Origin of the sequence: Delftia sp. RIT313 (assembly GCF_000632165.1) — a bacterium.
GTDB lineage: Bacteria > Pseudomonadota > Gammaproteobacteria > Burkholderiales > Burkholderiaceae_C > Comamonas > Comamonas acidovorans.
The window spans coordinates 40559-64933 of the sequence record NZ_JFYT01000030.1; the positions used below are offsets into that span (position 1 = coordinate 40559).

General features: G+C 70.2%; 20 protein-coding genes. 14 read left to right on the forward strand and 6 right to left on the reverse strand.

Going from position 1 to position 24375, the window contains the following annotated elements:
• Positions 1-112 precede the first annotated feature (112 nt).
• The gene (locus BW39_RS05215; protein ID WP_043820359.1) at positions 113-1795 is read right to left on the reverse strand and encodes a sigma-54 interaction domain-containing protein; all 1683 of its coding nucleotides are present in this window, start codon (positions 1793-1795) and stop codon (positions 113-115) included.
• A gap of 222 nt (positions 1796-2017) precedes the next feature.
• On the opposite strand from BW39_RS05215, the gene BW39_RS05220 reads away from it, so the two are divergent.
• From BW39_RS05220 to BW39_RS05245, 6 genes are read left to right on the forward strand one after another with little or no spacing between them, the layout of a single operon-like run.
• Positions 2018-3565, forward strand: a complete 1548-nt coding sequence (locus BW39_RS05220; RefSeq protein ID WP_012203030.1) for an acyl-CoA carboxylase subunit beta — start codon at positions 2018-2020, stop codon at positions 3563-3565.
• A gap of 28 nt (positions 3566-3593) precedes the next feature.
• Entirely contained in the window at positions 3594-4613 is a 1020-nt protein-coding gene (locus BW39_RS05225) for a tripartite tricarboxylate transporter substrate binding protein (protein ID WP_043820361.1), read from the forward strand.
• Between the two features lie 10 nt (positions 4614-4623).
• Positions 4624-6732, forward strand: coding sequence for an acetate--CoA ligase family protein (locus BW39_RS05230; RefSeq protein WP_043820364.1), 2109 nt, complete (start codon positions 4624-4626; stop codon positions 6730-6732).
• A complete protein-coding gene (locus BW39_RS05235; RefSeq protein WP_043820366.1) occupies positions 6729-8090 on the forward strand; it encodes an acetyl-CoA carboxylase biotin carboxylase subunit in 1362 nt (453 codons plus the stop codon). The genes BW39_RS05230 and BW39_RS05235 overlap by 4 nt, the downstream gene beginning before the upstream one ends.
• 11 nt (positions 8091-8101) lie before the next feature.
• Positions 8102-8326: an acetyl-CoA carboxylase biotin carboxyl carrier protein subunit gene (locus tag BW39_RS05240; protein ID WP_012203026.1), complete on the forward strand. Its 225-nt coding sequence runs from the start codon at positions 8102-8104 to the stop codon at positions 8324-8326.
• On the forward strand, positions 8323-8760 hold the full coding sequence (locus BW39_RS05245) for a PaaI family thioesterase (protein WP_012203025.1): 438 nt from the start codon (positions 8323-8325) through the stop codon (positions 8758-8760). The genes BW39_RS05240 and BW39_RS05245 overlap by 4 nt, the downstream gene beginning before the upstream one ends.
• A gap of 7 nt (positions 8761-8767) precedes the next feature.
• On the opposite strand, the gene BW39_RS05250 is transcribed toward BW39_RS05245, so the two are convergent.
• From BW39_RS05250 to BW39_RS05260, 3 genes are read right to left on the reverse strand one after another with little or no spacing between them, the layout of a single operon-like run.
• Positions 8768-9196 (reverse strand): hypothetical protein, encoded by a 429-nt coding sequence (locus tag BW39_RS05250; protein WP_016446659.1) that lies wholly within the window; start codon positions 9194-9196, stop codon positions 8768-8770.
• 35 nt (positions 9197-9231) lie between these two features.
• Positions 9232-10626 carry a heavy metal sensor histidine kinase gene (locus BW39_RS05255; RefSeq protein ID WP_012203023.1) on the reverse strand — a complete coding sequence of 465 codons (1395 nt, stop codon included), beginning with the start codon at positions 10624-10626 and terminating at the stop codon, positions 9232-9234.
• Positions 10623-11312, reverse strand: a complete 690-nt coding sequence (locus BW39_RS05260) for a heavy metal response regulator transcription factor (protein WP_200871500.1) — start codon at positions 11310-11312, stop codon at positions 10623-10625. The genes BW39_RS05255 and BW39_RS05260 overlap by 4 nt, the downstream gene beginning before the upstream one ends.
• Before the next feature lie 164 nt (positions 11313-11476).
• Here BW39_RS05260 and BW39_RS05265 point away from each other — a divergent pair, with 164 nt between their 5' ends.
• The 7 genes from BW39_RS05265 (at position 11477) to BW39_RS05295 (ending at position 21010) form a co-directional block, all read left to right on the forward strand.
• Positions 11477-11881, forward strand: coding sequence for a hypothetical protein (locus BW39_RS05265; RefSeq protein WP_043780713.1), 405 nt, complete (start codon positions 11477-11479; stop codon positions 11879-11881).
• 167 nt (positions 11882-12048) lie between these two features.
• A complete protein-coding gene (locus BW39_RS05270; RefSeq protein ID WP_043820370.1) occupies positions 12049-13383 on the forward strand; it encodes a TolC family protein in 1335 nt (444 codons plus the stop codon).
• 30 nt (positions 13384-13413) lie between these two features.
• On the forward strand, positions 13414-14793 hold the full coding sequence (locus BW39_RS05275) for an efflux RND transporter periplasmic adaptor subunit (RefSeq protein WP_043820372.1): 1380 nt from the start codon (positions 13414-13416) through the stop codon (positions 14791-14793).
• A 23-nt stretch (positions 14794-14816) separates the two neighbouring features.
• The gene (locus BW39_RS05280) at positions 14817-17990 is read left to right on the forward strand and encodes an efflux RND transporter permease subunit (RefSeq protein ID WP_043820374.1); all 3174 of its coding nucleotides are present in this window, start codon (positions 14817-14819) and stop codon (positions 17988-17990) included.
• A gap of 228 nt (positions 17991-18218) precedes the next feature.
• Positions 18219-19733 carry a purine-cytosine permease family protein gene (locus tag BW39_RS05285; RefSeq protein ID WP_043820376.1) on the forward strand — a complete coding sequence of 505 codons (1515 nt, stop codon included), beginning with the start codon at positions 18219-18221 and terminating at the stop codon, positions 19731-19733.
• On the forward strand, positions 19730-20482 hold the full coding sequence (locus BW39_RS05290; RefSeq protein WP_043820377.1) for a carbon-nitrogen hydrolase family protein: 753 nt from the start codon (positions 19730-19732) through the stop codon (positions 20480-20482). The genes BW39_RS05285 and BW39_RS05290 overlap by 4 nt, the downstream gene beginning before the upstream one ends.
• A gap of 177 nt (positions 20483-20659) precedes the next feature.
• On the forward strand, positions 20660-21010 hold the full coding sequence (locus tag BW39_RS05295) for a DUF4148 domain-containing protein (RefSeq protein ID WP_043820380.1): 351 nt from the start codon (positions 20660-20662) through the stop codon (positions 21008-21010).
• Between the two features lie 62 nt (positions 21011-21072).
• On the opposite strand, the gene BW39_RS05300 is transcribed toward BW39_RS05295, so the two are convergent.
• The gene (locus tag BW39_RS05300; RefSeq protein ID WP_013804415.1) at positions 21073-21495 is read right to left on the reverse strand and encodes a hypothetical protein; all 423 of its coding nucleotides are present in this window, start codon (positions 21493-21495) and stop codon (positions 21073-21075) included.
• Positions 21496-21613: 118 nt separating this feature from the next.
• Here BW39_RS05300 and BW39_RS05305 point away from each other — a divergent pair, with 118 nt between their 5' ends.
• Positions 21614-22636 carry a hypothetical protein gene (locus tag BW39_RS05305; protein ID WP_043820382.1) on the forward strand — a complete coding sequence of 341 codons (1023 nt, stop codon included), beginning with the start codon at positions 21614-21616 and terminating at the stop codon, positions 22634-22636.
• Positions 22637-22740: 104 nt separating this feature from the next.
• Here the strand turns inward: BW39_RS05305 and BW39_RS05310 are convergent, their stop codons facing one another.
• Positions 22741-24252, reverse strand: a complete 1512-nt coding sequence (locus BW39_RS05310; RefSeq protein WP_043820385.1) for an FAD-linked oxidase C-terminal domain-containing protein — start codon at positions 24250-24252, stop codon at positions 22741-22743.
• Positions 24253-24375: the final 123 nt, after the last annotated feature.

A 24375-nucleotide genomic window follows, 5' to 3' on the forward strand; every position in this document is an offset into this window, starting at 1 on the left:
GGGGCGCCGGGTGCGGCAGGGGCGGCAGGGACGGCAGGGGGTACGGGGTGCCTAGTATGGCAACGGTGCGGCCAGCCGCTGTCTCGAATTCCCTGCCCTCGGCCCGACAGGCTCAGCCGGGCGATGCCGCGCCCAGCACCTTGTAGAGGTAGGAGCGCGAGATGCCCAGCTCCTGCGCGGCCAGCTTCTTGTTGCCGCCGCAGCGTGCGATGGCGTCGAGGATGGCGTTGCGCTCCTGGTCCTTGAGCGGGGCCACGGCGCCGGTGGAGGGCATGTCGGCCTCGGCGGCGGGCAAAGGTCGTGCGCCGGCCAGCGGGTCCTCGTGGCGCGCGAAGTTGTCCACACCCAGCAGGTGGCCGTCGCAGAACACCAGGGCCTCTTCCACGCGCTGGCGCAGCTGGCGCACATTGCCGGGCCAGGCCTGGCGGGCCAGGTAGGGCATGACACCGGGCGCGATGCGCGGCAGCGCAATGCCGTTGCGCTCGCAGAACGACTGGGCAAAGCGCTGCACCAGGGCCGGGATGTCCTCCAGGCGCTGGCGCAGGGCGGGCACATGCAGCACCACGCCGCTGAGGCGGTAGAACAGGTCCAGCCGGAAGCGGCCGCTGTCGATGAGGCCGCGCAGGTCGCGGTGCGTGGCGGCCACGATGCGGAAATTCACCTGCCGGCCGCTGTGCGCGCCCAGGCGCTGCACCTGGCGGTCCTCCAGCACGCGCAGCAGCTTGACCTGGATCTCCATGGGAATGTCGGCCACTTCGTCGAGGAAGAGCGTGCCGCCCTCGGCCTGCTCCAGCTTGCCGGGCTGGCCCTGCCGGCGCCCGCCCGTGAAGGCGCCGGCCTCGTAGCCGAACAGCTCGGACTCGATCAGCGTGGCCGGCAGGGCCGCGAGGTTGAGGCTGACCAGGGGCGCGTCGGCATCGCGGCCGCGCGCATGCAGGGCCTGGGCCACCAGCTCCTTGCCGCTGCCGCTCTCGCCCAGGATGAGCACGGGCACATCGAGCCGCGCCACGGCGTCGATCTCGCGGGCCAGCCTTTGCATGGGGGCGCTGGCGCCCACCATCTGCGCCGTGGGCGTGCCGCCGCGCAACTGGCTCAGTTCGCGCTTGTAGTGCTGCACCTCGTCATGCAGCTGGTTCAGCCGCTGCTGCATGCGGTTGAGTGCCTCCACGCCGCTGAAGCTGACCTGGCCCACGGCACCCACCACGGCGCCGCCCTCGTAGACCGGCATGCGGTTGACGATGCGGCTCACGCCCGGCCCCAGCTGCTGCAGGTCGCCGATCTCGGCCCGGCCGCTGCGCACCACGTGGGGCAGGCGCGAGTTGGGGATCACGTCCTCGGCGCGCCGGCCTGTGGCCGTGCCGGGCGCCAGGCCGAAGAACTTCTCGTGCACGGGGCTGATGTAGCGCATCAGCCCTTCATGGTCGGCCACCGTGATCGCCTGGTATGGGTTGGTCAGGAACATGTTGAGGATGGCGAAGGCGAAGGGCACGCTGGCCACCATGTCGAACAGCGCCGCCGCCTCGTCGGCCGGGCGCAGCAGGGCGACCTCGCCCTCGGCATCGGCCAGCACCACGGCCACATGGCGGGCCACCGTGCCGCGCGGGCCCGGTGTTTCCACGTGCAGCAACTGGCCATGGCCGATGGGGTTGTGCCCGTCGCCGTGCGCGCGGGCCAGGGCCTCGGTGACGGCTGCATGCAGCAGCGGCTCCTGCGCCAGGCCCAGCCGCGCCACGGGCTCGGGCGAGTCGCGTCGCCAGACGAGAACGCCGAATCGGTGGTCGGGGGAGCTGGGCATGGGCATGGCGGGCAGTGGCTGGGGTGAACGCACTCTAGCGGCGCGCAGGCTACGGGTCTGTCCCCGTGGTGTCTCCATTGAAGACAGTGCTCAACCCGTGTATTCGAGGTTGTCCTTGATGTGGACACGTGAAGGTCGACTGTGGAAAAAATCCTTTGAATTCAACGCACTGCGTTCTGGCACGCCTTGTGCATCTCTACAGGCACAAGGAGACACAACGACATGAGCTGGCAACCCGAAGTGGACGAGATCGCATACCGCCGCGCACTGGCGGCCAAACTGGGCGGAGAGGACAAGGTGGCGCGGCACAAGGCCGCGGGCAAGCTCACGGTGCGCGAGCGCATCGATGCCTGCACGGACGCGCAGTCCTTCGTGGAGGTGGGCTCGCTCACCGGCTCGGGCCAGTACGACGGCCTGGGCCGGCTGACGGACTTCACGCCCTCCAACCTCATCATGGGCCGGGCGCGCGTGGGCGGGCGGCCCGTGGTCGTGGTGGGCGACGATTTCACGGTGCGCGGCGGCGCCAACGACGGCGCCGTGGGCGACAAGCTGATCTTTGCCGAGAAGATGGCGCACGACCTGCGCCTGCCCATGGTGCGCCTGGTGGACGGCACGGGCGGCGGCGGCTCGGTGCGCAACATCGAGACCAAGGGCTACACCAGCGTGCCCACCATGAAGGTCTGGAGCCAGGTGGTGCAGAACCTGTCCACCGTGCCCGTGGTCTCGCTGGCCCTGGGCTCGGTGGCCGGCATGGGCGCGGCGCGCGTGGCCTCCAGCCATTACTCGGTGATGGTCAAGGAGACCGCCCAGCTGTTCAATGCCGGCCCGCCCGTGGTGGCGCGCATCGGCCAGAACGTGACCAAGAACGAGCTGGGCGGCAGCCAGGTGCACACGCGCAACGGCGTGGTCGATGACGAGGTGGCCACCGAGCAGGAGGCCTTCGAGCGCGTGCGCCGCTTCCTGTCCTACCTGCCATCGTCGGTGTACGAGCTGCCTGCGCGCACCGCGCCGCAGGACGATCCGCGGCGGCGCGACGAATGGCTGCTGTCGGCCATTCCGCGCGATGGCCGCAAGGTCTACAAGATCCGGCCCATCGTCGAATGCCTGGTCGATGAGGGCTCCTTCCTGGAGACGGGCCGCCACTGGGGCCGGGCCATCGTCACGGGGCTGGCGCGCATCGACGGCTGGCCCGTGGCCGTGGTGGCCAGCGACCCGTACTTCTACGGCGGCGGCTGGGACGGCCCCTCGGCCGAGAAGTTCACGCGCTTCGTGGACATGGCCCAGACCTTCCACCTGCCCGTGGTCAACCTGGTGGACATCGCGGGCTTCCAGATCGGCGTGGAGGCCGAGAAGGCCGGCGTCATGCGCTACGGCGTGCGCGCCCTGGCCGCCGTCTACCAGGCCACCGTGCCCTGGTGCAGCATCCTCATCCGCCGCGCCTACGGCGTGGCGGCGGCCGGCCACCAGCACATGGGCCGCTTCAACTTCCGCTATGCCTGGCCCTCGGCCAACTGGGGCTCGCTGCCCATCGAGGGCGGGCTGGAGGTGGCCTACAAGGCCGAGATCGAAGGCGCCGACGACCCCGTGCAAAAGCGCGCCGAGATCGAGCAGCGCGTGCGCAGCCTGACCTCGCCCTTCCGCACGGCCGAGGCCTTCGGCATCGACGAGGTGATCGATCCGCGCGACACGCGCGCCCTGCTCAGCGAATTCGTGGAACTGGCCGCGCCGCTGCGCGAGGCCGGAGCGCCGCAGTTCGGCCTGCGGCCCTGAACGCATAAAAACCCAAGGAGACAAAGCAATGACAACCAGACAACCGCGCGCGCCCTCGCGCCGCACCGCCCTGGCCCTGTGCCTGGCGCCATGCCTGACCCTGTGCGCCGCGACGGCGGCCCAGGCCCAGGCCCCCCAGGAGGACAAGTGGCCCACGCGCCCCGTGCGCATCGTGGTCGGCTTTCCTGCAGGCTCGTTCACCGACACCATTGCACGTGCGCTGTCCGAGCCGCTGAGCAAGTCGCTGGGCCAGCCCGTGGTGGTGGAGAACAAGCCCGGCGCCAACGGCGCCATCGGCGTGGGCGAGGTGGCGCGCGCCGCGCCCGACGGCTACACCCTGCTGGTCACCAACTCCAGCAGCATCACCATCAACCCCCAGATCTACAAGAAGATCACCTACCGCGCCAAGGACTTCGCGCCCATCACCATGGTGCTGGATGCGCCCTTCATCCTCACCGTCAACCCCGAGTGGGCGCAGAAGCACCAGATCCGCTCGGCCAAGGATGTGATCGCCTTCGCCAAGGGCCATCCCGACAAGCTCAGCTACGGCTCGGCCGGCCCCGGCAACATCGCCCACCTGGCCTATGCGGCCTGGAGCAACCGCACGGGCGTGAAGACCACGCATGTGCCCTACAAGAGCGCATCGCAGGCGCAGATGGCCGTGCTCAGCGGCGAGCTGGACACGCAGTTCGACACCTGGAGCGCGCTGCCCCACATCGCCAGCGGCAAGCTCGTGGCGCTGGCCGTCACAGCGCCCCGGCGCATGCAGCAGCTGCCCGAGGTGCCCACCATGGCCGAGGCCGGCTATGCCGATTTCGACGTCACCTTCTGGGCCGGCCTGCTGGCGCCCGCGGGCACGCCGCCGGCCATCGTCAACCGGCTCTACGAGGCCTCCAGGGGCGTGCTGCAGGACGCACGCATCCGCGCCGTGCTCAGCAGCCAGGGCGAGCCCGTGATGATGCCGCCCGCGCCGTTCGGCCAGCGCATCGCCAAGGAAGTGGCCGACTGGGGCCAAGTCATCCAGCGCGAAGCCTTGTCTTTGGATTGATGAGGTACGCATGTCTCTGTTGCAAGCACTGAACCCCCGCTCGGTCGCCATCCTCGGCGCATCCGACAACCCCATCAAGGCCGGTGGCCGGCCCATCGATTACCTGCGGCGCCATGGTTTCGCAGGCCGCATCCTGCCCGTCAATCCCAAGCGCGCCGAGGTCCAGGGCCTGGCCGCCTACCCCTCGCTGCGCGCGCTGCCCGAGGCGCCCGATGCCGTGGTCATCAGCCTGCCCGGCGAGGATGTGGCCGCCGCCATCGACGACTGCGTGGCCGTGGGCGCGCGCCTGGCTGTGATCTATTCCTCGGGCTTTGCGGAGCTGGGCGAGGAGGGTCGCCGGCAGCAGGCCGACCTGGTGGCGCGGGCGCGCCGGGCGCCAGGCGGCGGGCTGCGCCTGTTCGGCCCCAATTGCCAGGGCGTGGCCAACTTCGCCACGGGCGCCATCCTCAACTTCTCGACCATGATCAACGAGAACGCGCCGGCCGACGGCCCCGTGGCCATCGTCAGCCAGAGCGGTGCGGGCGCGGCCATTCTCTACGGCGGCCTGCGCCGCGCGGGCATCGGCGTGCGCTACATGCTGTCCACGGGCAACGAGGCCGATGTCTGCGCAGCCGAGGCCGTGCGCGCCGTGGTCGAGGACGAAGGCATCCGCCTGGTCGTGCTCTACATCGAGACGCTCAGGCAAAGCGCCTGGCTGGCCGAGGCTGCGCGCCTGGCGCATGCGCGCGGCGTCACCATCCTGGCCGTGAAGGCCGGCCGCACGCGCGCAGGCCAGGCCACGGCCAGCTCGCACACGGGCACGCTGGCGGCCGAGGACGCGCTGGCCGATGCCTTCCTGCGCCAGCACGGCATACCGCGCCTGGCCGACTTCCGCGAGCTGATCGACTACGCGCCGCTGTTCCTGTCCCAGCCCGCGCCGCGCGGTCGCCGCGTGGTCAGCATCAGCAATTCGGGCGCCACCTGCGTGCTGTCGGCCGACGCGGCCGAGGAATACGGCCTGGCCCTGGAGCCGTTCGATGCCGCCACGCTGGACGGCCTGTCCCAGGCCCTGCCGTCCTATGTCACGGCGCGCAACCCCATCGACATGACCACGGCCCTGCTGGGCAGGCCGCAGACCTTTGGCGACACGCTGCGGGCCTTGTCGGGCAGCGGTGCCGCCGATCTGGTGCACGTGGGCTTCCCGATCGGCGGCGAGGGCTATGACTTCGCCGACTTCGCGGGCCAGGCCAGCCGCTTTGCGCGCGATACCGGCGTGCCCATTGCGGTCAGCGTCAACCAGGACTGGGTGGCCCAGGCCTTCCAGGACCAGGGCGTGCCCACCTTCTGGAGCGAACGCGCCGCCATGCGCGGCCTGGCGCTGCTGGCCGAGCAGGCCGGTGGCAGGCAGGCACAGGTGCCGTCTGCCGAGGCATCGGTGCCGGTGGCGGCCTCCCGCTCCCTCACGCTTGACGAGCCCTCCAGCCTGTCCGAACTCGCTCGCGCCGGCCTGCCGGTGATGCGCCATCTGGTCTGCAGGAGCGAGGACGAGGTGCGCGCCGCCATCGAGTCCCTGCCCCGGCCCCTGGTGGCCAAGGGCGTGTCCGCCGATCTCTCGCACAAGTCCGAGCATGGCCTGGTGCGGCTCAACATCCGCGAGGCGGAGCAGGCGCTGCAGGCCTTTGGCGACTTCGCCGCCACGCTGGCCCGCCTGGGCGCGGCCGATGGCGGCCTGCTGCTGGGAGCCCAGCACAGGGCCGACTTCGAGCTGGCGCTGGGTGCCCATGTCGATGCCGAGTTCGGCGTGGTGGTCATGGTCGGCCAGGGCGGCGTGCTGGTGGAGGCGCTCAGGGACGTGCAGTTCCTCGTGGCTCCCTTCAGTGCGCGGCAGGCGCTGGATGCCCTTGCGCGCCTGTCCATCGCCCCGGCCTTTGCGGCCGTGCGCGGCATGCCGGCCGTGGAGCTGGACGCCGTTGCCGCCATGATGGTGAGGCTGGGCGACTGGATGCTGGCCCAGGGCGGGCGCGTGCAGTCGGTCGATGCCAATCCCGTGCTCGTGGCACGCGGCGCGCAGGCGCCGGTCATCGTCGATGCGGTGGTGGCCGTGGCCGCCGCGCCAGCGGTCTCCTCGGAGGCGGCATGAGCGGCGCCCCGCACCCCATCGGCCGCGTGCTGGTCGCCAACCGGGGCGCCGTGGCCGCGCGCGTGATCCGCACGCTGCGGCGCATGGGCCTCGAATCCGTGGCCGTGTACTCCGAGGCCGATGCCGGCCTGCCCTATGTCCAGGCGGCCGACCAGGCCGTGTGCATAGGCCCTGCGCCCGCCGCGCAAAGCTATCTGGACCAGGCGCGGTTGCTGCAGTTGGCGCGCGAGACCGGCGCCGATGCCGTGCACCCGGGCTACGGCTTTCTCTCCGAGAACGCGGACTTCGCCGAGGCCGTGCAGCGCCAGGGCCTGTGCTTCATCGGCCCCTCGCCGCACTGGATACGCACGCTGGGCCACAAGACCCAGGCGCGGGCCTTCATGGCCGCCCAGGGCATGCCGCAGGCGGCCAGCTCGGCCGTGCTGCACAGCCTGCATGAGGCGCAGGCGGAGGCGGCGCGCATCGGCTTTCCCGTGCTGGTCAAGCCCGCAGGCGGGGGCGGCGGCATCGGCATGCTGCCCGCGCACGATGCACCGCAGCTGGAGGCCGCCTGGTCCAAGGCCAGCGGCATTGCCGCCAAGTACTTCGGCACGGCCGAGCTGTACCTGGAAAAGCTGATCGAGGCGCCGCGCCACATCGAGTTCCAGGTGCTGGCCGACCGCCATGGCGAGGTGCGCGTGCTGTTCGAGCGCGACTGCTCGGTGCAGCGCCGCCACCAGAAGGTGGTGGAAGAGGCCCGCCCCGCAGGCATTCCCGCGCAGGCCCTGGCCGACATGCGGCAACTGCTGGCCGGCCTGCTGGCGCGCACGGGCTATGACGTGATCGGCACCGTGGAGATGCTCTACACGCCGCAGCACGGCTTTGTCTTTCTGGAGATGAACACGCGGCTGCAGGTCGAGCATGCGGTGACCGAGGAGATCACGGGCATCGACATCGTCGAGGCCCAGATCCGCCTGGCCGCCGGCGAGCGCATGCGGGAGGTGCTGCCCGCCGAACCCGTGGCCCGCGGCCATGCCATCGAGGCGCGCATCTATGCCGAAGACCCCGTGCGCTTCCTGCCCTCGCCGGGGCGCCTGGACCGCTTCGAGATGCCCCAGGGCGAAGGCCTGCGCGTGGAGACCGGCTATGCCCAGGGCTGCAGCGTCACGCCCTTCTACGACCCCATGGTCGCCAAGCTCGTGGCCCATGGCAGCGACCGCGCCCAGGCCATCGCACGGCTGCGCCAGGCACTGGCGCAGACCCGCATCGAGGGCGTGAAGACCAATATCCCCTTCATCGAACGCATCCTGGGTCACGCCGATTTCCTGGACCTGCGCATCGACACCGGCATCGCCCAGCGCGTGCTGGCCCACCTTTGAAAGCCCTACCCATGACCACCACCCCGAACATGATCACAAGCCCCATCGCCGGCCTCGTGGCCGCTGTGGAAGCCGCCGAAGGCGGCACCGTCGCCCTGGGCGACACCCTCATCATCGTGGAGTCCATGAAGATGGAGATTCCCGTGGAAAGCGAGGTGGCAGGCGTCGTGCGCCGCATGCTCGTGGCCGTGGGCGAGCCGGTGGCCGAAGGCCAGGCGATTGCGGAGATCGGATGAACGCCGTTGGAATCTCCACCGCCCCGGACCTGGAGGCCGCCGCGCTGGCGCGCGGCTACTTCGGCATCGACGTGCCCTTCATGTCCCATATCGGCCTGGAGCCCGTGAGCCTGGCGCCCGGCCTGGCGCGCACGCGGCTGCCCATGCGCCCGCACCTGGCCAACAGCCGGGGGCATGGCCATGGCGGCGCGCTGATGAGCGCGCTGGACTTCACGCTGAGCGCGGCCGCGCGCTCGTCCAACCCGCTGGGGCTGGGCGTGGTGACCATCGAGATGAGCACGCATTTCCTCGCCTCGGCCACCACCGACCTGCTGATCGAGGCCCGCGTGCTGCGCGCAGGCGCGCGCACCGTGTTCTGCGAGGGCAATGTGCTGGACAGCGCGGGCCAGGCCGTGTGCACGGCGCGGGCCGTGTTCAAGCTGATCGCGCTGTAGCCTGGCTTCAGGCGCCGTCGCCTTCGGGCGCCGGCGGCAGCAGGTGCTGGCCGATCTGCTGCCAGGCCTTGGCCGCGTCATGCTGGCCGCCGAACATGTGGCAGCTGGCGGCCGTCATGGCCAGGCGGCCGTTTTCGGGTTCCAGGTCGAACGCCAGCTCGCATTGCGCGGCGGCGTTGCGCCACATCACCACGGCGTCTGGCGATTCTTCCTTTTGCAGCGCATGGGCTTCTGCCATCCAGGCCTGGGCCAGGCGAAACGCGCCCTCGGCCTGGTCGGGGTCGGCCTTGTGGGCCAGGTAGAAGTGCTTGCCGGCCTGCTGCCACAGCGCCCGGGCCTGGGCGAAATCCTGGGTGGCGGCCCGCTGTGCCTGGGCCACCAGGGCATTGCCTTCGGCCAGCAGCGTTGCGTAGGAGGAGGGGGCGTCTTGCGTCATGGGGCGCCATTGTGCCGCCGCTCCGGTGCCTGTGTTCAGGCCGGGGAATCGCGCGGCGGGCTCGGGCTGTCGGGCAGTTCCAGGCCGATGCGCGTGAAGCCGCCTTCGGACTCGGCAAAACAGCGCCCGCCGTGCATGCGCGCGATGGCGGCCACGATGGCCAGGCCCAGGCCATGGTTGCGGTCGGCCTGGCTGCGCGCGGCGTCGGCCCGGTAGAAGCGGTCGAACAGGCGCGGCAGGTCGGCGGGGGCTATGGTCGGGCCCCGGTTGAGCACCGCCAGCGCCACATCACCGGCGCCACCGTGGTGGGCACAGGGCCGTGCGCCTATCTGCACGGTGATGGTGGAGCCGCGCTGTGCATAGCGTGTGGCATTGCCCAGCAGGTTGGACAGCGCCCGGCGCAGCAGCCGCGCATCGACCTCGGCGGCCGCGTCGCCCTGGACGACGACCTGCAGGTCGGCCTCCTGCAGCGCGGCCTCGTGGAAGTCGATGACCTCGTGGGCCAGCGCAGCCAGGCTGGCCCAGGGCGCCAGGCGCGCGCCCTGGCCCCGGTCGGCCTGGGAGAGAAACAGCATGTCGGCCACGATGCCGGCCATGCGCCGCAGGTCCTCCAGGTTGGAAGCCAGCACCTCGCGCAGCTCGGCCTCGCTGCGCGGCTTGCGCAGGGCCAGCTCGCAGCTGCTGATCAGCGTGGTCAGCGGCGTGTTCAGCTCATGGGCCACGTCGGCGTTGAAGGCCTCCATCTGCCGGTAGGCCACGGCCAGCCGTTCCAGCAGGGCGTTGAATTGCGCGATCAGCGGGCGCAACTCCTGCGGCTGTCCGCTGTCGTCCAGGCGCCGCTGCAGGTCCTGGGCCGACAGCTTGCGCGTCTGCTCGGTCAGTTCGCGCAGCGGCGCCAGGCCCAGGCGCACCAGCCAGATGCCGGTCAACGACACCAGCAGCGCACCGCCCACGGCAGCCAGGGCCAGCGTCCAGGCCAGCAGGGACAGCTGCCGGTCATCGTCGGCGCGGTCCAGGGTGAGCTGGGCCTGTGCATGCTGGCCACTGTCGGCCAGCACCACCTCGAAGCTGCGCTGCAGCGTGCGGCCCGGCGTCTTGGGAATGCGCAGGCGCTCGTAGATCACGCGGCCCTGCAGGTCGGTGATGCGCAGCGACATCTCGTCCAGGCCCGTGAGAAAGTCGTCCAGCATGTGGGCCAGACCGGCCTCGTTGTGGGCGCTGCGGCTTTCCGTCATCAGGTGCAGCACGGCCTGCTGCTTGAGGTCCAGCGTCTCGTGCTGGTGCTGCTCCAGCGTCATCGAGGCCACCCCGTAGACGGCCGCGCACACCAGGCCCAGGCCCAGCATGGTCTGCAGCGCCAGCCAGCGCGACAGGCGCCGGCCCAGGTGGGGAATGTCGGCGGCGGGAGGTGCGGCAGGGGCGGCGCTCACGGTGCGCGCGACTCCAGCACATAGCCCATGCCGCGCACCGTGTGCAGCAGCGGCTGCTCGAAGGGCTGGTCCAGCTTCAGGCGCAGGCGGCGCACGGCCACCTCGACCACGTTGGTCTCGCTGTCGAAGTTCATGTCCCAGACCTGGGAGGCCAGCTCGGTGCGCGACAGCACCTCGCCCTGGCGGCGCAGCAGCAGGCTCAGCAGGTTGAATTCCTTGGCCGTGAGGTCCAGGCGCTGGCCGGCGCGCGTGGCGCGTCGGCGGATCAGGTCCAGCTCCAGGTCGGCCATGCGCAGCATGGTGGCCTCGGCCGCCGGATGCGCCGTGCCGACACTGCGGCGCAGCAGCACATGCATGCGCGCCACCAGCTCGGAGAAGGCAAAGGGCTTGACCAGGTAGTCGTCGGCGCCGCCCTGCAGGCCGCGCACGCGGTCCTCCACCTGGCCGCGCGCCGTCAGCATCAGCACCGGCGTCTGGCGCGACTGGCGCAGCGCCGCCAGCACGGCCAGGCCGTCGACGCCGGGCAGCATGCCGTCGAGCACGATGAGGTCGTAGGCCAGCTCCGTGGCCAGGTGCAGGCCGTCGATGCCGTCGTGCGCGACATCGACCACGAACCCCTCCTCGGTCAGGCCCTTGCGGAGGTAGTCGGCCAGCTTGATTTCGTCTTCGATGACCAGGACTTTCATGCCGAGCATTGTCGGGGAAGGGCATGGTTTGCCAAGATGACAAATTTGTCATGTGCCCGACAGCCACAGGTCGCCGCACGGCCCTAGACTCGCCGGCTTGGGGGAGTCGTGGTTGTGGGCAAACGCCATGCACGACAATCCCCACCTGCCCCATGCCCTCCTCCATGACCCGGCCCCGTCTCGCCGCCCTCGCCGTCCTCGTGATCGCGCTGCTGTTCCAGTGGAGCTGGATGGCGGCCGCTGCACTGTGCCGGCACGACGGACATGAGACCCGGCACTTCGGCCACCATGTCCACGGCGTGAGCCTGCATGGCATGGGTGCCGAGCGCCATGCCAACGCAGATCCGGGCGCTGGCGCCGAACCGGGGCAACCGGCAAAGAAGTCGGACCAGGGCCAGCCGTCGTCGCTCAGCGTCGATTGCTCCATGTGCCATGCCTGGGTGGCCGTCGCCACCCACTACGCCAAGGCCGCGCCGGTGGCGCCTCCCCCCATGCCATTCGCCGAGCCGCTGCGCCGCCATGCCTCGGCCGTGCTGCTGCGCCCCGATCGGCCCCGCTGGCAGGGCTGACGCCCCCTGCAGCCGCCGGCCGGGCATGGCCCTGTTTCTGCCCCGGACCGGCATTCCCCTGAAATCCCCTCGCGCTCAGCGGCCATGGGCCGTGCGCGCCCGCCGCAGCGGCCTGACCGGCTGATGAACGATCAGGCCTGACCCGCGCGCGGGCAAGGAGTCCGTGTATGTCTTTCCCTTCGTCCTTTCCGTCGAGGACGGCTTCCCACGCACCATGGAGCGCCTGGCCCGGGCCGCGCGCCCTGCTGGTGATGGCCGTGCTGACCGCTTGCGGCGCCGTGCAGGCGGGCGAGCCTGCCGATGCGGCTGCGCCATCTGCAGCCGCTGTTTCCGAGTCCACACCGGCCGGCCCGCCGCTGGACCTGCAGCAGGCCCTGGCCCTGGCGCTGGACGGCAACCCCGGCCTGCGTGCGGCCCGCCGTGCGCTGGAGGCCAGCGATGGCGCCGTGCTGCAAAGCCGTGCCCGGCCCAACCCCGAGCTGGCCTGGTCGCAGGAGGACACGCGCCGCAGCACCCGCACGCTGACCGTGCAGCTGAACCAGACCCTGGAAGTGGGCGGCAAGCGCGAGGCCCGCATGCGCGTGGCCGAGCGCGGGCGCGACCTGGCGCAGGCCGAGCTGGCGGGGGCCGAGGCTGCGCTGCGCGCCGACGTGGGCACGGCCTTCTTCGGCGTGCTGGCTGCGCAGCAACGCGTGGTCCTGGCCGGGCAGACGCTGGAGATCGCCAGCAGCGCGCGCGAGGCCGCAGCCCGGCGCGTGGCGGCCGGCAAGGTGGCGCCGCTGGAGGAAACCCGGGCCCGCGTGGCCGAATCCGGCGCCCGCCTGGAGCAGGCCCGGGCCCGCTCGGGCCTGCGCGTGGCGCGCGGCCAGCTGCAGGCGCTGTGGGGCGAGCGAGTGCGCCCCTTCGGCCAGGCCGAGGGCGCGGTGGACGCCCTGCCCCAGCTGCCTGAGCTGGCAGCCCTGCAGCAGCGCATCGAACAGGCTCCCGCCGTGCTGCGTGCGCGCCAGGCGCTGGAGCAAAGCCGCGCCACGGCCGACCTGGAGCGTGCGCGGCGCCTGCCCGATCCCACCGTCAGCCTGGGCGTCAAGCGCGCCACCGAAGTCGGGCGCAACCAGCTCGTGGTCGGCGTCTCCGTGCCCCTGCCCGTGCTCGACAGCAACCGGGGCAACCAGCTGCAGGCCCTGCGCCTGGCCGACCAGGCCGAGGAGCAGTTGCTGGCCACGCGCGTCCAGCTGCAGGCCCAGCTGTTCGAGGCGCGCGAGCTGCTGCAGGCCAGCCGCGAGCAGGCGCGCCAGCTGGCCGAGGAGGTGCTGCCCACGGCGCGCACAGCCTACGAGCTGGCCTCGCGCGGGTTTGCGCTGGGCAAGTTTGGCTACCTCGACGTGCTGGACGCACAACGCACCTGGTCCGAGGCGCGCAGCCAGTACCTGGACCAGCTGCTGGCCACCCACCGCGCCGCCGCCGACATCGACCGCCTGCTGGGCACCGAATCCGGCCTCTGATTCCGATAGCAACCTGATTGCATCCAGACCATGAACACCAAGCCCTCCTCCTCCCCCCTCGGACCGCGCCGCACCCTCGTGGCCATTGCCGTCATCCTGGCCCTGGGCGCGCTGGCCGCCACGCTGATCCTGCGCAGCGGCACGCCGGGCGCTGCCAAGGCCGACAGCCATGGCCATGGCCACAGCGAGGCCGCAGGCCATGCCGATGGCGAGCACCACGGCGCCGCAGCCGCAGCCGCAGCCGATGGCCACAAGCACGACGAAGGCCATGCCGACGATGAACACCATGAAGACTCCAAGGCGGAAAAAGCCGAGGCCAGGCCTGCCGCCCAACCTGCCGCCAAACCGGCTGCAGAAGCCGGCCATGGCGACGAGGAAGGCCTGATCGCCATGGACGCCCAGCGCATGCAGGCGGCCGGCGTGCGCCTGGCCGAGGCCGGCCCGGCCACCGTGCGCTCCGTGCTGCAGCTGCCCGGGGAGATCCGCTTCAACGAAGACCGCACGGCCCACGTCGTGCCGCGCGTGGCCGGCATTGCCGAGAGCGTTCCCGCCAACCTGGGCCAGAACGTGAAGAAGGGCCAGTTGCTGGCCGTGCTCAGCAGCGCCGCCGTGTCCGAGCAGCGCAGCGAACTGCTGGCCGCCAGCAAGCGCCTGGAGCTGGCCCGCACCACCTACGCACGTGAAAAGCAGCTGTGGGAGGAAAAAGTCTCGGCCGAGCAGGACTACCTGCAGGCGCGCCAGGCGCTGCGCGAGGCCGAGATCGCCGTCTCCAATGCCCAGCAGAAGCTGGCCGCCACGGGCGCCGGTGCCGGCGGTGGTGCGGGCGGGCTCAACCGCTTCGAGCTGCGCGCGCCGTTTGACGGCGTGATCGTGGAAAAGCACCTGTCCGTGGGCGAGGCCGTGCAGGACACCACCCAGGTCTTCACCATCTCCGACCTGCGCAGCGTCTGGGCCGAGATGCGCGTGGCCGCGCCCGACCTGCCCGCCGTGCGCGTGGGCGAGAAGGCCACGGTGCGCGCCACGGCCTTCGACTCCTCGGCCACGGGCGAGGTGGCCTATGTGGGCGCACTGATCGGCCAGGACACGCGCACGGCCCCCGCGCGCATCACCCTGCCCAACCCTGATGGCGTGTGGCGCCCGGGCCTGTTCGTGAACGTGGAGCTGACGGCATCGTCCCGGCAGGCGCCGCTGGCCGTGGCCACGCAGGCACTGCAGAAGATGGAGCAGCAGACCGTGGTCTTCGTGCCCGTGCAGGGGGGCTTTCGCGCCCAGCCCGTGCGCGTGGGCCGCGCCGACGGCAAGACCACCGAGGTGCTGGAAGGGCTGAAACCCGGCCAATCCTACGTGGCCGAGGGCAGCTTCATGCTCAAGGCCGAGCTGGGCAAGGCCACGGCCGAGCACTCCCATTGATGCGGGCATGAACGGAGAACTCCATGTTTGAACGCATCATCCGATTTGCCATAGAGCAGCGCTGGCTGGTCCTGCTGGCCGTGCTGGCCATGGCAGGGCTGGGCATCTACAACTACCAGCGCCTGCCCATCGACGCCGTGCCCGACATCACCAATGTCCAGGTGCAGATCAACACCCAGGCCAGCGGCTACTCGCCGCTGGAGACCGAGCAGCGCGTCACCTATCCCATAGAGACGGTGATGGCCGGCCTGCCCCATCTGGAGCAGACGCGCTCGCTGTCGCGCTACGGCCTGTCCCAGGTCACCGTGGTGTTCAAGGACGGCACGGACATCTACTTCGCACGGCAGCTGGTGGGCGAGCGCATACAGCAGGCGCGCGACAGCCTGCCTGCGGGCATCACGCCCACGCTGGGCCCCATCTCCACGGGCCTGGGCGAGATCTACCTGTGGACCGTGGAGGCCGAGGACGATGCGAAAAAGCCCGACGGCACGCCCTACACGCCCATGGACCTGCGCGAGATCCAGGACTGGGTCATCAAGCCGCAGCTGCGCAACGTGCCCGGCGTGACCGAAATCAACTCCATCGGCGGCTACGCCAAGGAGTACCTGGTGGCGCCAGCGCCCGAGAAGCTGGCCGCCTACGGCTTCACGCTGGCCGACATCGTCACCGCCCTGCAGCGCAACAACAGCAACGTGGGTGCGGGCTATATCGAGCGCCAGGGCGAGCAGTACCTGATCCGCGCGCCGGGCCAGGTCGGCGGCATCGCCGACATCCGCGAGGTCATCGTGGGCTCGGCCCAGGGCCAGCCCATCCGCATCCGCGACCTGGCCGAGGTCGGCCTGGGGCAGGAGCTGCGCACGGGCGCGGCCACCGACAACGGCCGCGAGGTGGTGCTGGGCACGGTGTTCATGCTGATCGGCGAGAACAGCCGCACCGTCTCGCGCGCCGTGGACCAGCGCATGGCCGAGATCAACCGGGGCCTGCCCCCTGGCGTCAAGGCCATCACCGTCTACGACCGCACCAACCTGGTGGACAAGGCCATCGCCACGGTCAAGAAGAACCTGGTGGAGGGCGCGGCCCTGGTGGTGGTCATCCTCTTCCTGTTCCTGGGCAACCTGCGCGCGGCGCTGATCACGGCACTGATCATCCCGCTGTCCATGCTGTTCACCTTCACGGGCATGGTGCACTACAAGGTCAGCGCCAACCTCATGAGCCTGGGGGCGCTGGACTTCGGCATCATCATCGACGGGGCCGTGGTCATCGTGGAGAACTGCGTGCGCCGCCTGGCCCATGCGCAGGAGGCGCGCGGACGGTCGCTGACGCGCAGCGAACGCTTCCATGAAGTCTTCGCCGCCGCGAAGGAAGCGCGCCGCCCGCTGCTGTTCGGCCAGCTCATCATCATGGTGGTCTACCTGCCCATCTTCGCGCTCACGGGCGTGGAGGGGAAGATGTTCCATCCTATGGCGCTCACGGTGGTCATTGCGCTGGCCGGCGCCATGCTGCTGTCCATCACCTTCATCCCGGCGGCGATTGCGCTGTTCATGGGCGACAAGGTGGCCGAGAAGGAAAACCGCCTCATGGGCTGGGCACGCCGCGGCTATGCGCCCGTGCTGGCGCGCGTCATGGCCGCGCCCGCCGTGGTGCTCACGGCCGCCGCCGTGGCCGTGGCGCTGAGCCTGCTGCTGGCCACGCGCCTGGGCAGCGAGTTCGCGCCCAACCTCAACGAGGGGGACTTCGCCATCCAGGCGCTGCGCATCCCCGGCACCAGCCTTACGCAGTCGCTGGAAATGCAGATGCAGATCGAGAAGGCGCTCAAGAAGGAGTTCCCCGAGATCGACCGCGTGTTCGCGCGCACCGGCACGGCCGAGATCGCCTCCGACCCCATGCCGCCCAACATCTCCGACGGCTACATCATGCTGAAAGCCCGCAGCGAGTGGCCCGACCCGGCGCGCCCGCGCGATGAGCTGCTGGCCGCCGTGCAGGCGTCGGTGGACCGCATCCCTGGCAACAACTACGAGTTCTCCCAGCCCATCCAGCTGCGCTTCAACGAGCTGATCTCGGGCGTGCGCAGCGACGTGGCCGTGAAGATCTTCGGCGACGACATGGCCGTGCTGGAGAAAAGCGCCCAGACCGTGGCCGGCATGCTGCAGCAGATTTCGGGCGCCTCCGAGGTCAAGATCGAGCAGACCACGGGCCTGCCCATGCTCACCGTGCAGATCGACCGCGAAAAGGCCTCGCGCTACGGCCTGAACATGGGCGATGTGCAGGACGCCATCAGCACCGCCATGGGCGGCACCGAGGCCGGCACGGTATTCCAGGGCGACCGGCGCTTCGACATCCAGGTGCGCCTGCCGGACGCCGTGCGCAACGACCTGCAGGCCCTGAGCCGCCTGCCCATCGCCCTGCCGCGCGGGGCGGACGGGCGCATCGGCTTCGTGCCGCTGTCGGCCGTGGCCACGTTCGAGACCGCGCCCGGCCCCAACCAGGTCAGCCGCGAAGACGGCAAGCGCCGCATCGTGGTCAGCGCCAATGTGCGCGGGCGCGACATGGGCTCCTTCGTGGGCGAGGCACAGCAAAAGCTGCAAGGCCTGTCGCTGCCGCCCGGCTACTGGACGCGCTGGGGCGGCACCTTCGAGAACCTGGAGTCGGCCACGCGCCGCCTGCAGATCGTCGTGCCCGTGGCCCTGCTCATGGTCTTCGTGCTGCTGTTCGCCATGTTCGGCAATGTGCGCGACGGGCTGGTGGTCTTCACGGGCATTCCGTTCGCGCTCACGGGCGGCATCCTGGCGCTGTGGCTGCGCGACATACCGCTGTCCATCTCGGCGGCGGTGGGCTTCATCGCGCTGTCGGGCGTGGCCGTGCTCAACGGCCTGGTCATGATCTCCTGGATCAGAACCTTGCGCGAACAGGGCGCCAGCGTGCCCGACGCCGTGACCGAGGGCGCGCTCACCCGGCTGCGCCCCGTGCTGATGACGGCCCTTGTCGCCTCGCTGGGCTTCGTGCCCATGGCCATTGCCACGGGCACGGGCGCCGAGGTGCAGCGGCCGCTGGCCACGGTGGTGATCGGCGGCATCCTGTCGTCCACGCTGCTGACCTTGCTGGTGCTGCCGCTGCTGTACCGGCTGGTACACCGCAACGACCCGTCGGAGGCGGACGCCGCAGGCACAGTGCCCACGGCATCGGCACCAGCCGCGTAGCACGCCACCCACGCCACCCACGCCCCCCCATGCCGCCTGGCAGGCCCTGTGGCAGCCAGGCGGCGCGGGCTTTTTTCATGCCCGGCCGCCTTGGCACCAGGGGCTGGCCGGCTGGCCAAACATCTTTTCCAGTCGATGTGAACGTCGCGCATCAGGCATGGAGCGGCGGCAGGCTCCTACCTAGAATTTGTCCCACAACAGCAAGGACAACGGGAGGGAGACAAGGCCATGAACAGCCCCGCCAGCGGACAGCACGGCCGTGCCCGCATCGCCGTGGAGAGCCGGTCCATCGACTGCATTCCCGACAGCGAGCGCCACGCGCGGCTCGCCGACCAGGGGCCGTTCTGGTTCCTGGGCAACTTCCACTTCTTCACGCTTTCCATCGGCTTCGTCGGCCCGTCGCTGGGGCTCTCGGCGCCCTGGAGCGCCCTGGCCGGGACGCTGGGCATCATGTTCGGCACGCTGTTCATGGCGCTGCACGGCGCGCAGGGGCCGCAGCTGGGGCTGCCGCAGATGATCCAGTCGCGCGCGCAGTTCGGCTTTCGCGGCGTCACCCTGCCGCTGTGCGCCACGCTGCTGGTGTTCACGGGGTTCAACGTCGTCAACGTCTCGCTCATCATGCAGGGCATGCAGGCCGTGTTCGGCCTGCCGCCAGCGCCCACGGCCTGCGTGGCCGTGGCGGTGGGCGCCGTGCTGGCGGTCTGCGGCCACGATGTGATGCACAGGGCCTTCCGCTGCGCGCTGATGCTGGCGCTGCCGCTGTATGCGCTGGCCACGCTGGCGTTGCTGGCAGGCATGGGCGAGCCCGCCTTGCACGTTCGGCCGGAGCCATTGCCAGGATTCGCATGGAGCGCCTTTGCCGCGCAGTTCACCATCGCGGCCAGCTACAACATCTCCTATGCGCCCTATGTGTCCGACTATTCGCGCTACCTGCCGCGCCATACCGCGCCCCGCCGTCTGATCGCGGCCATCTTCCTGGGCGCCTCGCTGTCCGGGGCCTGGATGATCGGGCTGGGCGCGTGGATGGCGCAGCGGCTGCAGGCCGACGACGCGCTGGCGGCGCTGGGACGGATCGGCACCGGCCTGTTCCCGGGCGCGGACCGGCTGCTGCCTGCCCTGGCCGTCGTGGCCTTCGTGCCCATCATCGCCCTCAACACCTACAGCGCGGCGCTGACCGTGCTCACGGCGGCGGATTCGCTGGGCGGCCTGCGCCCCACGCGCAGCGCACGCGAAGCACTCGGCACACTCGGTGCACGCATCGGCGCCATCGCCGCCATCAGCGCCACCATCCTCGCGTGCGTGCTGTCCATCCAGGGCAGCGGCGTGGCATTGCTGCATTCCTTCCTGGCGCTGCTGCTGTACTTCCTGGTGCCGTGGACGGCGGTCAACCTCGTGGACTATTTCCTGGTGCGCAAGGGCCGCTACGCCATCGCCGATTTCTTCACGCCACAGGGCATCTACGGCGCCTGGGGCTGGCGCGGCATCTGCGCCTATCTGGGCGGCTTTGCGGCCATGGTGCCCTTCTTCCACATCCACGACGCCACGGACGGCCATGCGGTCTTCGTCGGCTGGGCTGCGCAGCGGCTGGGCGGCGTGGACTTCGCCTGGCTGCCGGGCATTCTCGTCGCCGGCAGCCTTTACTGGGTGCTGGCCCGCAACCTGGATCTGCAGGCCGAGGAGGCCGCCAGTTGCCAGTCTCGGCAGGACAGCCACCCTTTGCATCTCAAGGAGCGCACACCATGACGGAGCACCGCATCCGCATCATCCAGCCCCGTCTGCGTGACGGCGACATTGCCGGCAACCTGGCGATGACGCTGAAGACGATCAGGGCCAGCGCGGGGCAGGCCGACCTGCTGGTCTTTCCCGAAACCTGCATCAGCGGATTTCCCCGGCCGGACAACGTGGCGCAGCTCGCCGAGCCGCTGGACGGTCCCTCGGCCACTGCGCTGCGCGAAGCCGCGCGGCAAGCCGGCGTGGCCGTCGCCATCGGCCTGGCCGAAGCAGACCAGGGCCGCCACTTCAATGCCGGCCTGCTGATCGATGCCGACGGGCAGGTGCTGCTGCACTACCGCAAGACCATGCTCTACGACTCGGACCACGGGGTCTTCGAGGCCGGGGATCGCCAGCCCGTCTGCACATGGCGCGGCCTGCGAGTGGGAATGCTGATCTGCTTCGACATCGAGTTTCCGGTGCCGGCCCGCGCCCTGGGCGTGCAGGGCGTGGACCTGATCGTGCTGATGGACGGGATGATGCACCCCTACGGCCACATCCATCGCCACGCCGTGCCCGTGCGCGCCATGGACAACCAGTGCTACATCGCCATGGCCAACCGCGCCGGTCCCGGCGACAGCTACGCCTTCTGCGGCGAAAGCCAGTTCGCCGATCCCTTCGGCCAGACGCTGGCGCGCATCGCGGGCGATGCCGAGGGCCTGCTGGACGTGCGCCTGGACCCTCTGGCGCCCGGCCGCGCGCGTGCGCAGTACCGGGGGTGACGAGCGCCGAGGCGCCACCGTGGCGCGGTCATCTGTGTCGGTTGTATGACAGCAATGTCACCATCCTGTGGGGCTGGTGTGGGCACGTGATTTCTACATTGGAGTCCTCTCCTCGGCGTTCCGCATCGCGGGGCGTGGGGAGAACGAATTACCAACGTGCCTGAAAGGAATCACATCATGTCGCAACGCCGCTTCACCCCCGCCACCCTCATCGCCGGCCTGGCCGCATCGGCAGCGCTGCTGCTGCCCGGCATGGCATCGGCGGCCGGCTACATCCACCCGGCCAACAACGAGGCGGGCGCCGTCGTCCACCCCGAGCATTTCAAGAGCAGCAAGACACGCGCCCAGGTGACGGCCGACGCCGAGGCAGCCGTGCGCCAGGGCGGCACCTCGCGCTTCAATGCCAGCGTCTACCCGGCGCCTGCACCGCAGACCGGCGCGGGCAAGACACGCCAGGAAGTGATCAATGAACTGATCAACGAAACGCCCGCCCAGCGCGATGCACGCCAGCGTGCCATGGGTGGCTGATGCGCAGGCGGGGCCCGTGCCCCGCAGGTGCCGGATCAATGCAAACCCGACGCGCCGCCTGGCTACGAGCCTGCGGCGCGTTCCGCTTCCTCGGCATCATGGGCGCGCGCAATGGCCAGGATCACATCGCGCGCCAGCCGGCGCTTGGGCACGGGAAGGCGCAGGTAGATCTTGAACAGCTCGTTGTCCTCGTAGCCCAGGCCTGCGGACCAGGCGCTCTTGGGCTCGCGCACCTCGCGAACCTGCTGCGGCGAGCGCAGGAATTCCTCCAGCGGCACCTGCAGCCAGTCGGCCAGCGCAGCGAGTTTCTTGGCGTTGGGCATGGTCTTGCCGACCAGCCAAAGGCGCACGCCGTGCTGGGACATGGGCTTGCCCCAGAAACGGGAATTGAACTCGTGCTCCAGCACCGCAGGCCTGGCTTCATAGCCCTGGGCCTGCATTGAATCACGTAATTTTTGAGCAAACCGCTGCTTTGCATCCTGCATGCGCGAACGCTATGGGATTGGTCTGATTGAGATGTGAGTATTGATAAAAATCACATCTCTTTTTGATTGATAGTTAATATCAACCATCGATCTGGAAATCACATGCACGGGGGAGCAAATGCGTTGGCAACGAGTGTGGCTGCTGCCCTCGAGCCTTGTACTGGTGCTGGGCGGTTGCGGCGGTGACGACGGTGATGTCCTCGCGGTCCAGGCCGCATCCTGGGGCGGTGCATCGGGGGTCTCGATAGGCCAGGTGCTCCAGGAGAGGAAGGCATGCGCGCGCAGTGCATGGCGCAGCGTGGGCGATGGAAGCGGCGGGCGCATCGTCGAGTACACCTGCGAGAGATCAGGCACGCATGGATACCTGCAGCTGCGTCTGCGCCAGGATGCCGAGCAGCTGCAGCAAGCGGCCGATGGCGAGCAGGCGCGGTTCGAGGCCCGGCTGCGTGGCGGCTGGCGCGAATTGCTGATGCTGGAGCGCCAGCGCCAGGAGATGCTGGGCCGCCATCGGCTTGAGGCGCAGAAGGACGCGGAACGCATGCGCCTACACCTGGAAGACCTGCGCATGCTGGAGGAAATGACAGACTGCCGCAGCTTCCGTCCGCAAGGGCTGGGCGCCGAAGCAGCTCCGCAGCGGCTGGTGCTGGCCGCCGACGCTTGCGTGCGTTCCGGGCGCCCCGCCGAGCCGGCCTACGCACGGGAACGCAAGCAGACGCTGGAGCGCATGCGCGCAGCCCTGCCGCGCTACGACGAGGCCCGGCTGGGGCGCGAGGCGGCTCTGCGGGCACTGGAGCGCACGCTAGAGCAGCAGGAGGCGGCGCTGCGCAGACTGGAGGAGGACCGGCCCGAGACAGGGGAGCGCATCCGCAGATCCCTGGCCGAGCGGCTGGAGGCGATGCGCCTGCGGCTGAACCAGGTCGGCCGTGTGCGCGAACTCACGCGCTGGAGCGTGGCCGGCGCGCGCGTGGCCTACCTGGACACCGCCTTGGCGATGGAATGCGGCTTGCGCACCCTGTCCCATGCCGTACCACTGGAGGCCATGATCGAAGACCTGGCGGAGGACCTGGCCGTGCCCCGGCAGGAGGCTGCGCTGGCCCGCGCGCTCGATGGGCTATGGCTGCGCTGCCTGCAGCAGCCGTGACCAGCGGGTTGCATGGCGCTCGTTGCACAGTGCTCGTTGCACGGAGCCGGTTGCACCGCGCCCGTTGCACGTCGCCGGTTGCACCACGCCCGTTGCACGGCGCCTCAGAATCTCGGCAGGTCCGGGTGTGAGATCTGGCCGCCGCGCACCAGCATCTTTCCGTACTCGGCGCAGCGGTTGAGCGTGGGAATCACCTTGCCGGGGTTGAGCAGGGCCTGCGGGTCGAAGGCGGCCTTGAGCGCGAACATCTGGTCGTTCTCGGCCGTGGTGAACTGGGTGCACATGGAGTTGAGCTTTTCCACGCCCACGCCATGCTCGCCCGTGACCGTGCCGCCCATGGCCACGCTGGTCTCCAGGATGTCGGCGCCGAACAGCTCGCAGCGGTGCAGCTCGTCGGGGTCGTTGGCATCGAACAGGATCAGCGGGTGCAGGTTGCCGTCGCCCGCGTGGAAGACGTTGGCGCAGCGCAGGCCGTATTTCTTTTCCATCTCCTGGATGGCCAGCAGGATGTCGGCCAGGCGCTTGCGCGGGATGGTGGAGTCCATGCACATGTAGTCGGGGCTGATGCGCCCGCTGGCGGGAAAGGCGTTCTTGCGCCCGCTCCAGAAGCGCAGGCGCTCGGCCTCGCTTTCGCTCACCGTGATGGCCGTGGCCCCGGCGCCGCGCAGCACTTCGCTCATGTGGGCGATCTCTTCCTCGACTTCCTCGGGCGTGCCGTCGCTCTCGCACAGCAAGATGGCCTCGGCCGTGAGGTCGTAGCCGGCCTTGACGAAGTCCTCGACGGCGGCCGTCATGGGCTTGTCCATCATCTCCAGCCCGGCCGGGATGATGCCGGCCGCGATCACGGCGGCCACGGCGTCGCCGGCCTTGCGCACGTCGTCGAAGCTGGCCATGATGCAGCGCGCCAGCTGGGGCTTGGGGATCAGCCGCACGGTGACTTCGGTGGTCACGGCCAGCATGCCTTCGCTGCCGACCAGGATGGCCAGCAGGTCGAAGCCCGGCGTGTCCAGTGCCGTGGAGCCGAACTCCACCGGCTCGCCCTCCACGGTGAAGCCGCGCACCTTGAGCACGTTGTGCACGGTCAGCCCATACTTGAGGCAGTGCACGCCGCCCGAGTTCTCGGCCACGTTGCCGCCGATGGTGCAGGCGATCTGGCTGCTGGGATCGGGCGCGTAGTACAGGCCGAAGGGCGCGGCGGCCTCGCTGATGGCCAGGTTGCGCACGCCGCACTGCACCACGGCCGTGCGGCTGGCCGCATCGACCTGCAGGATCTTGTTGAACTTGGCCAGCGACAGCGTCACGCCCATGGGATGGGGCAAGGCACCGCCCGACAGCCCGGTGCCCGCGCCGCGCGCGATCACGGGCACCTGGATGGCGTGGCAGGCTCGCAGCACGGCCTGGACCTGGGCCTCGGTCTCGGGCAGGCAGACCACCAGCGGGCGCTGGCGGTAGGCCGTGAGGCCGTCGCATTCATAGGGCGTGGTGTCCTCGGCATTCCACAGCAGGGCGTGGGCGGGCACATGGCGGGCCAGCGCGGCCACGACCTCGGCCTGGCGCCGTGCGCGCTCGGAGGTTGCAGGCTGTCGATGGGCGGCATCGGCGGCGGCCGACGCCATGGCGCCGGGAGCGGGGCTGGCTGGGGAGCTGGCGGGAGTCATGGAGCCTGACTTTAGGCGATGCCGCCGTCTTTGTGCAGCGGGGCTGCGCTGATGTTTATTGCAACGGCGCGTGAAATCCGC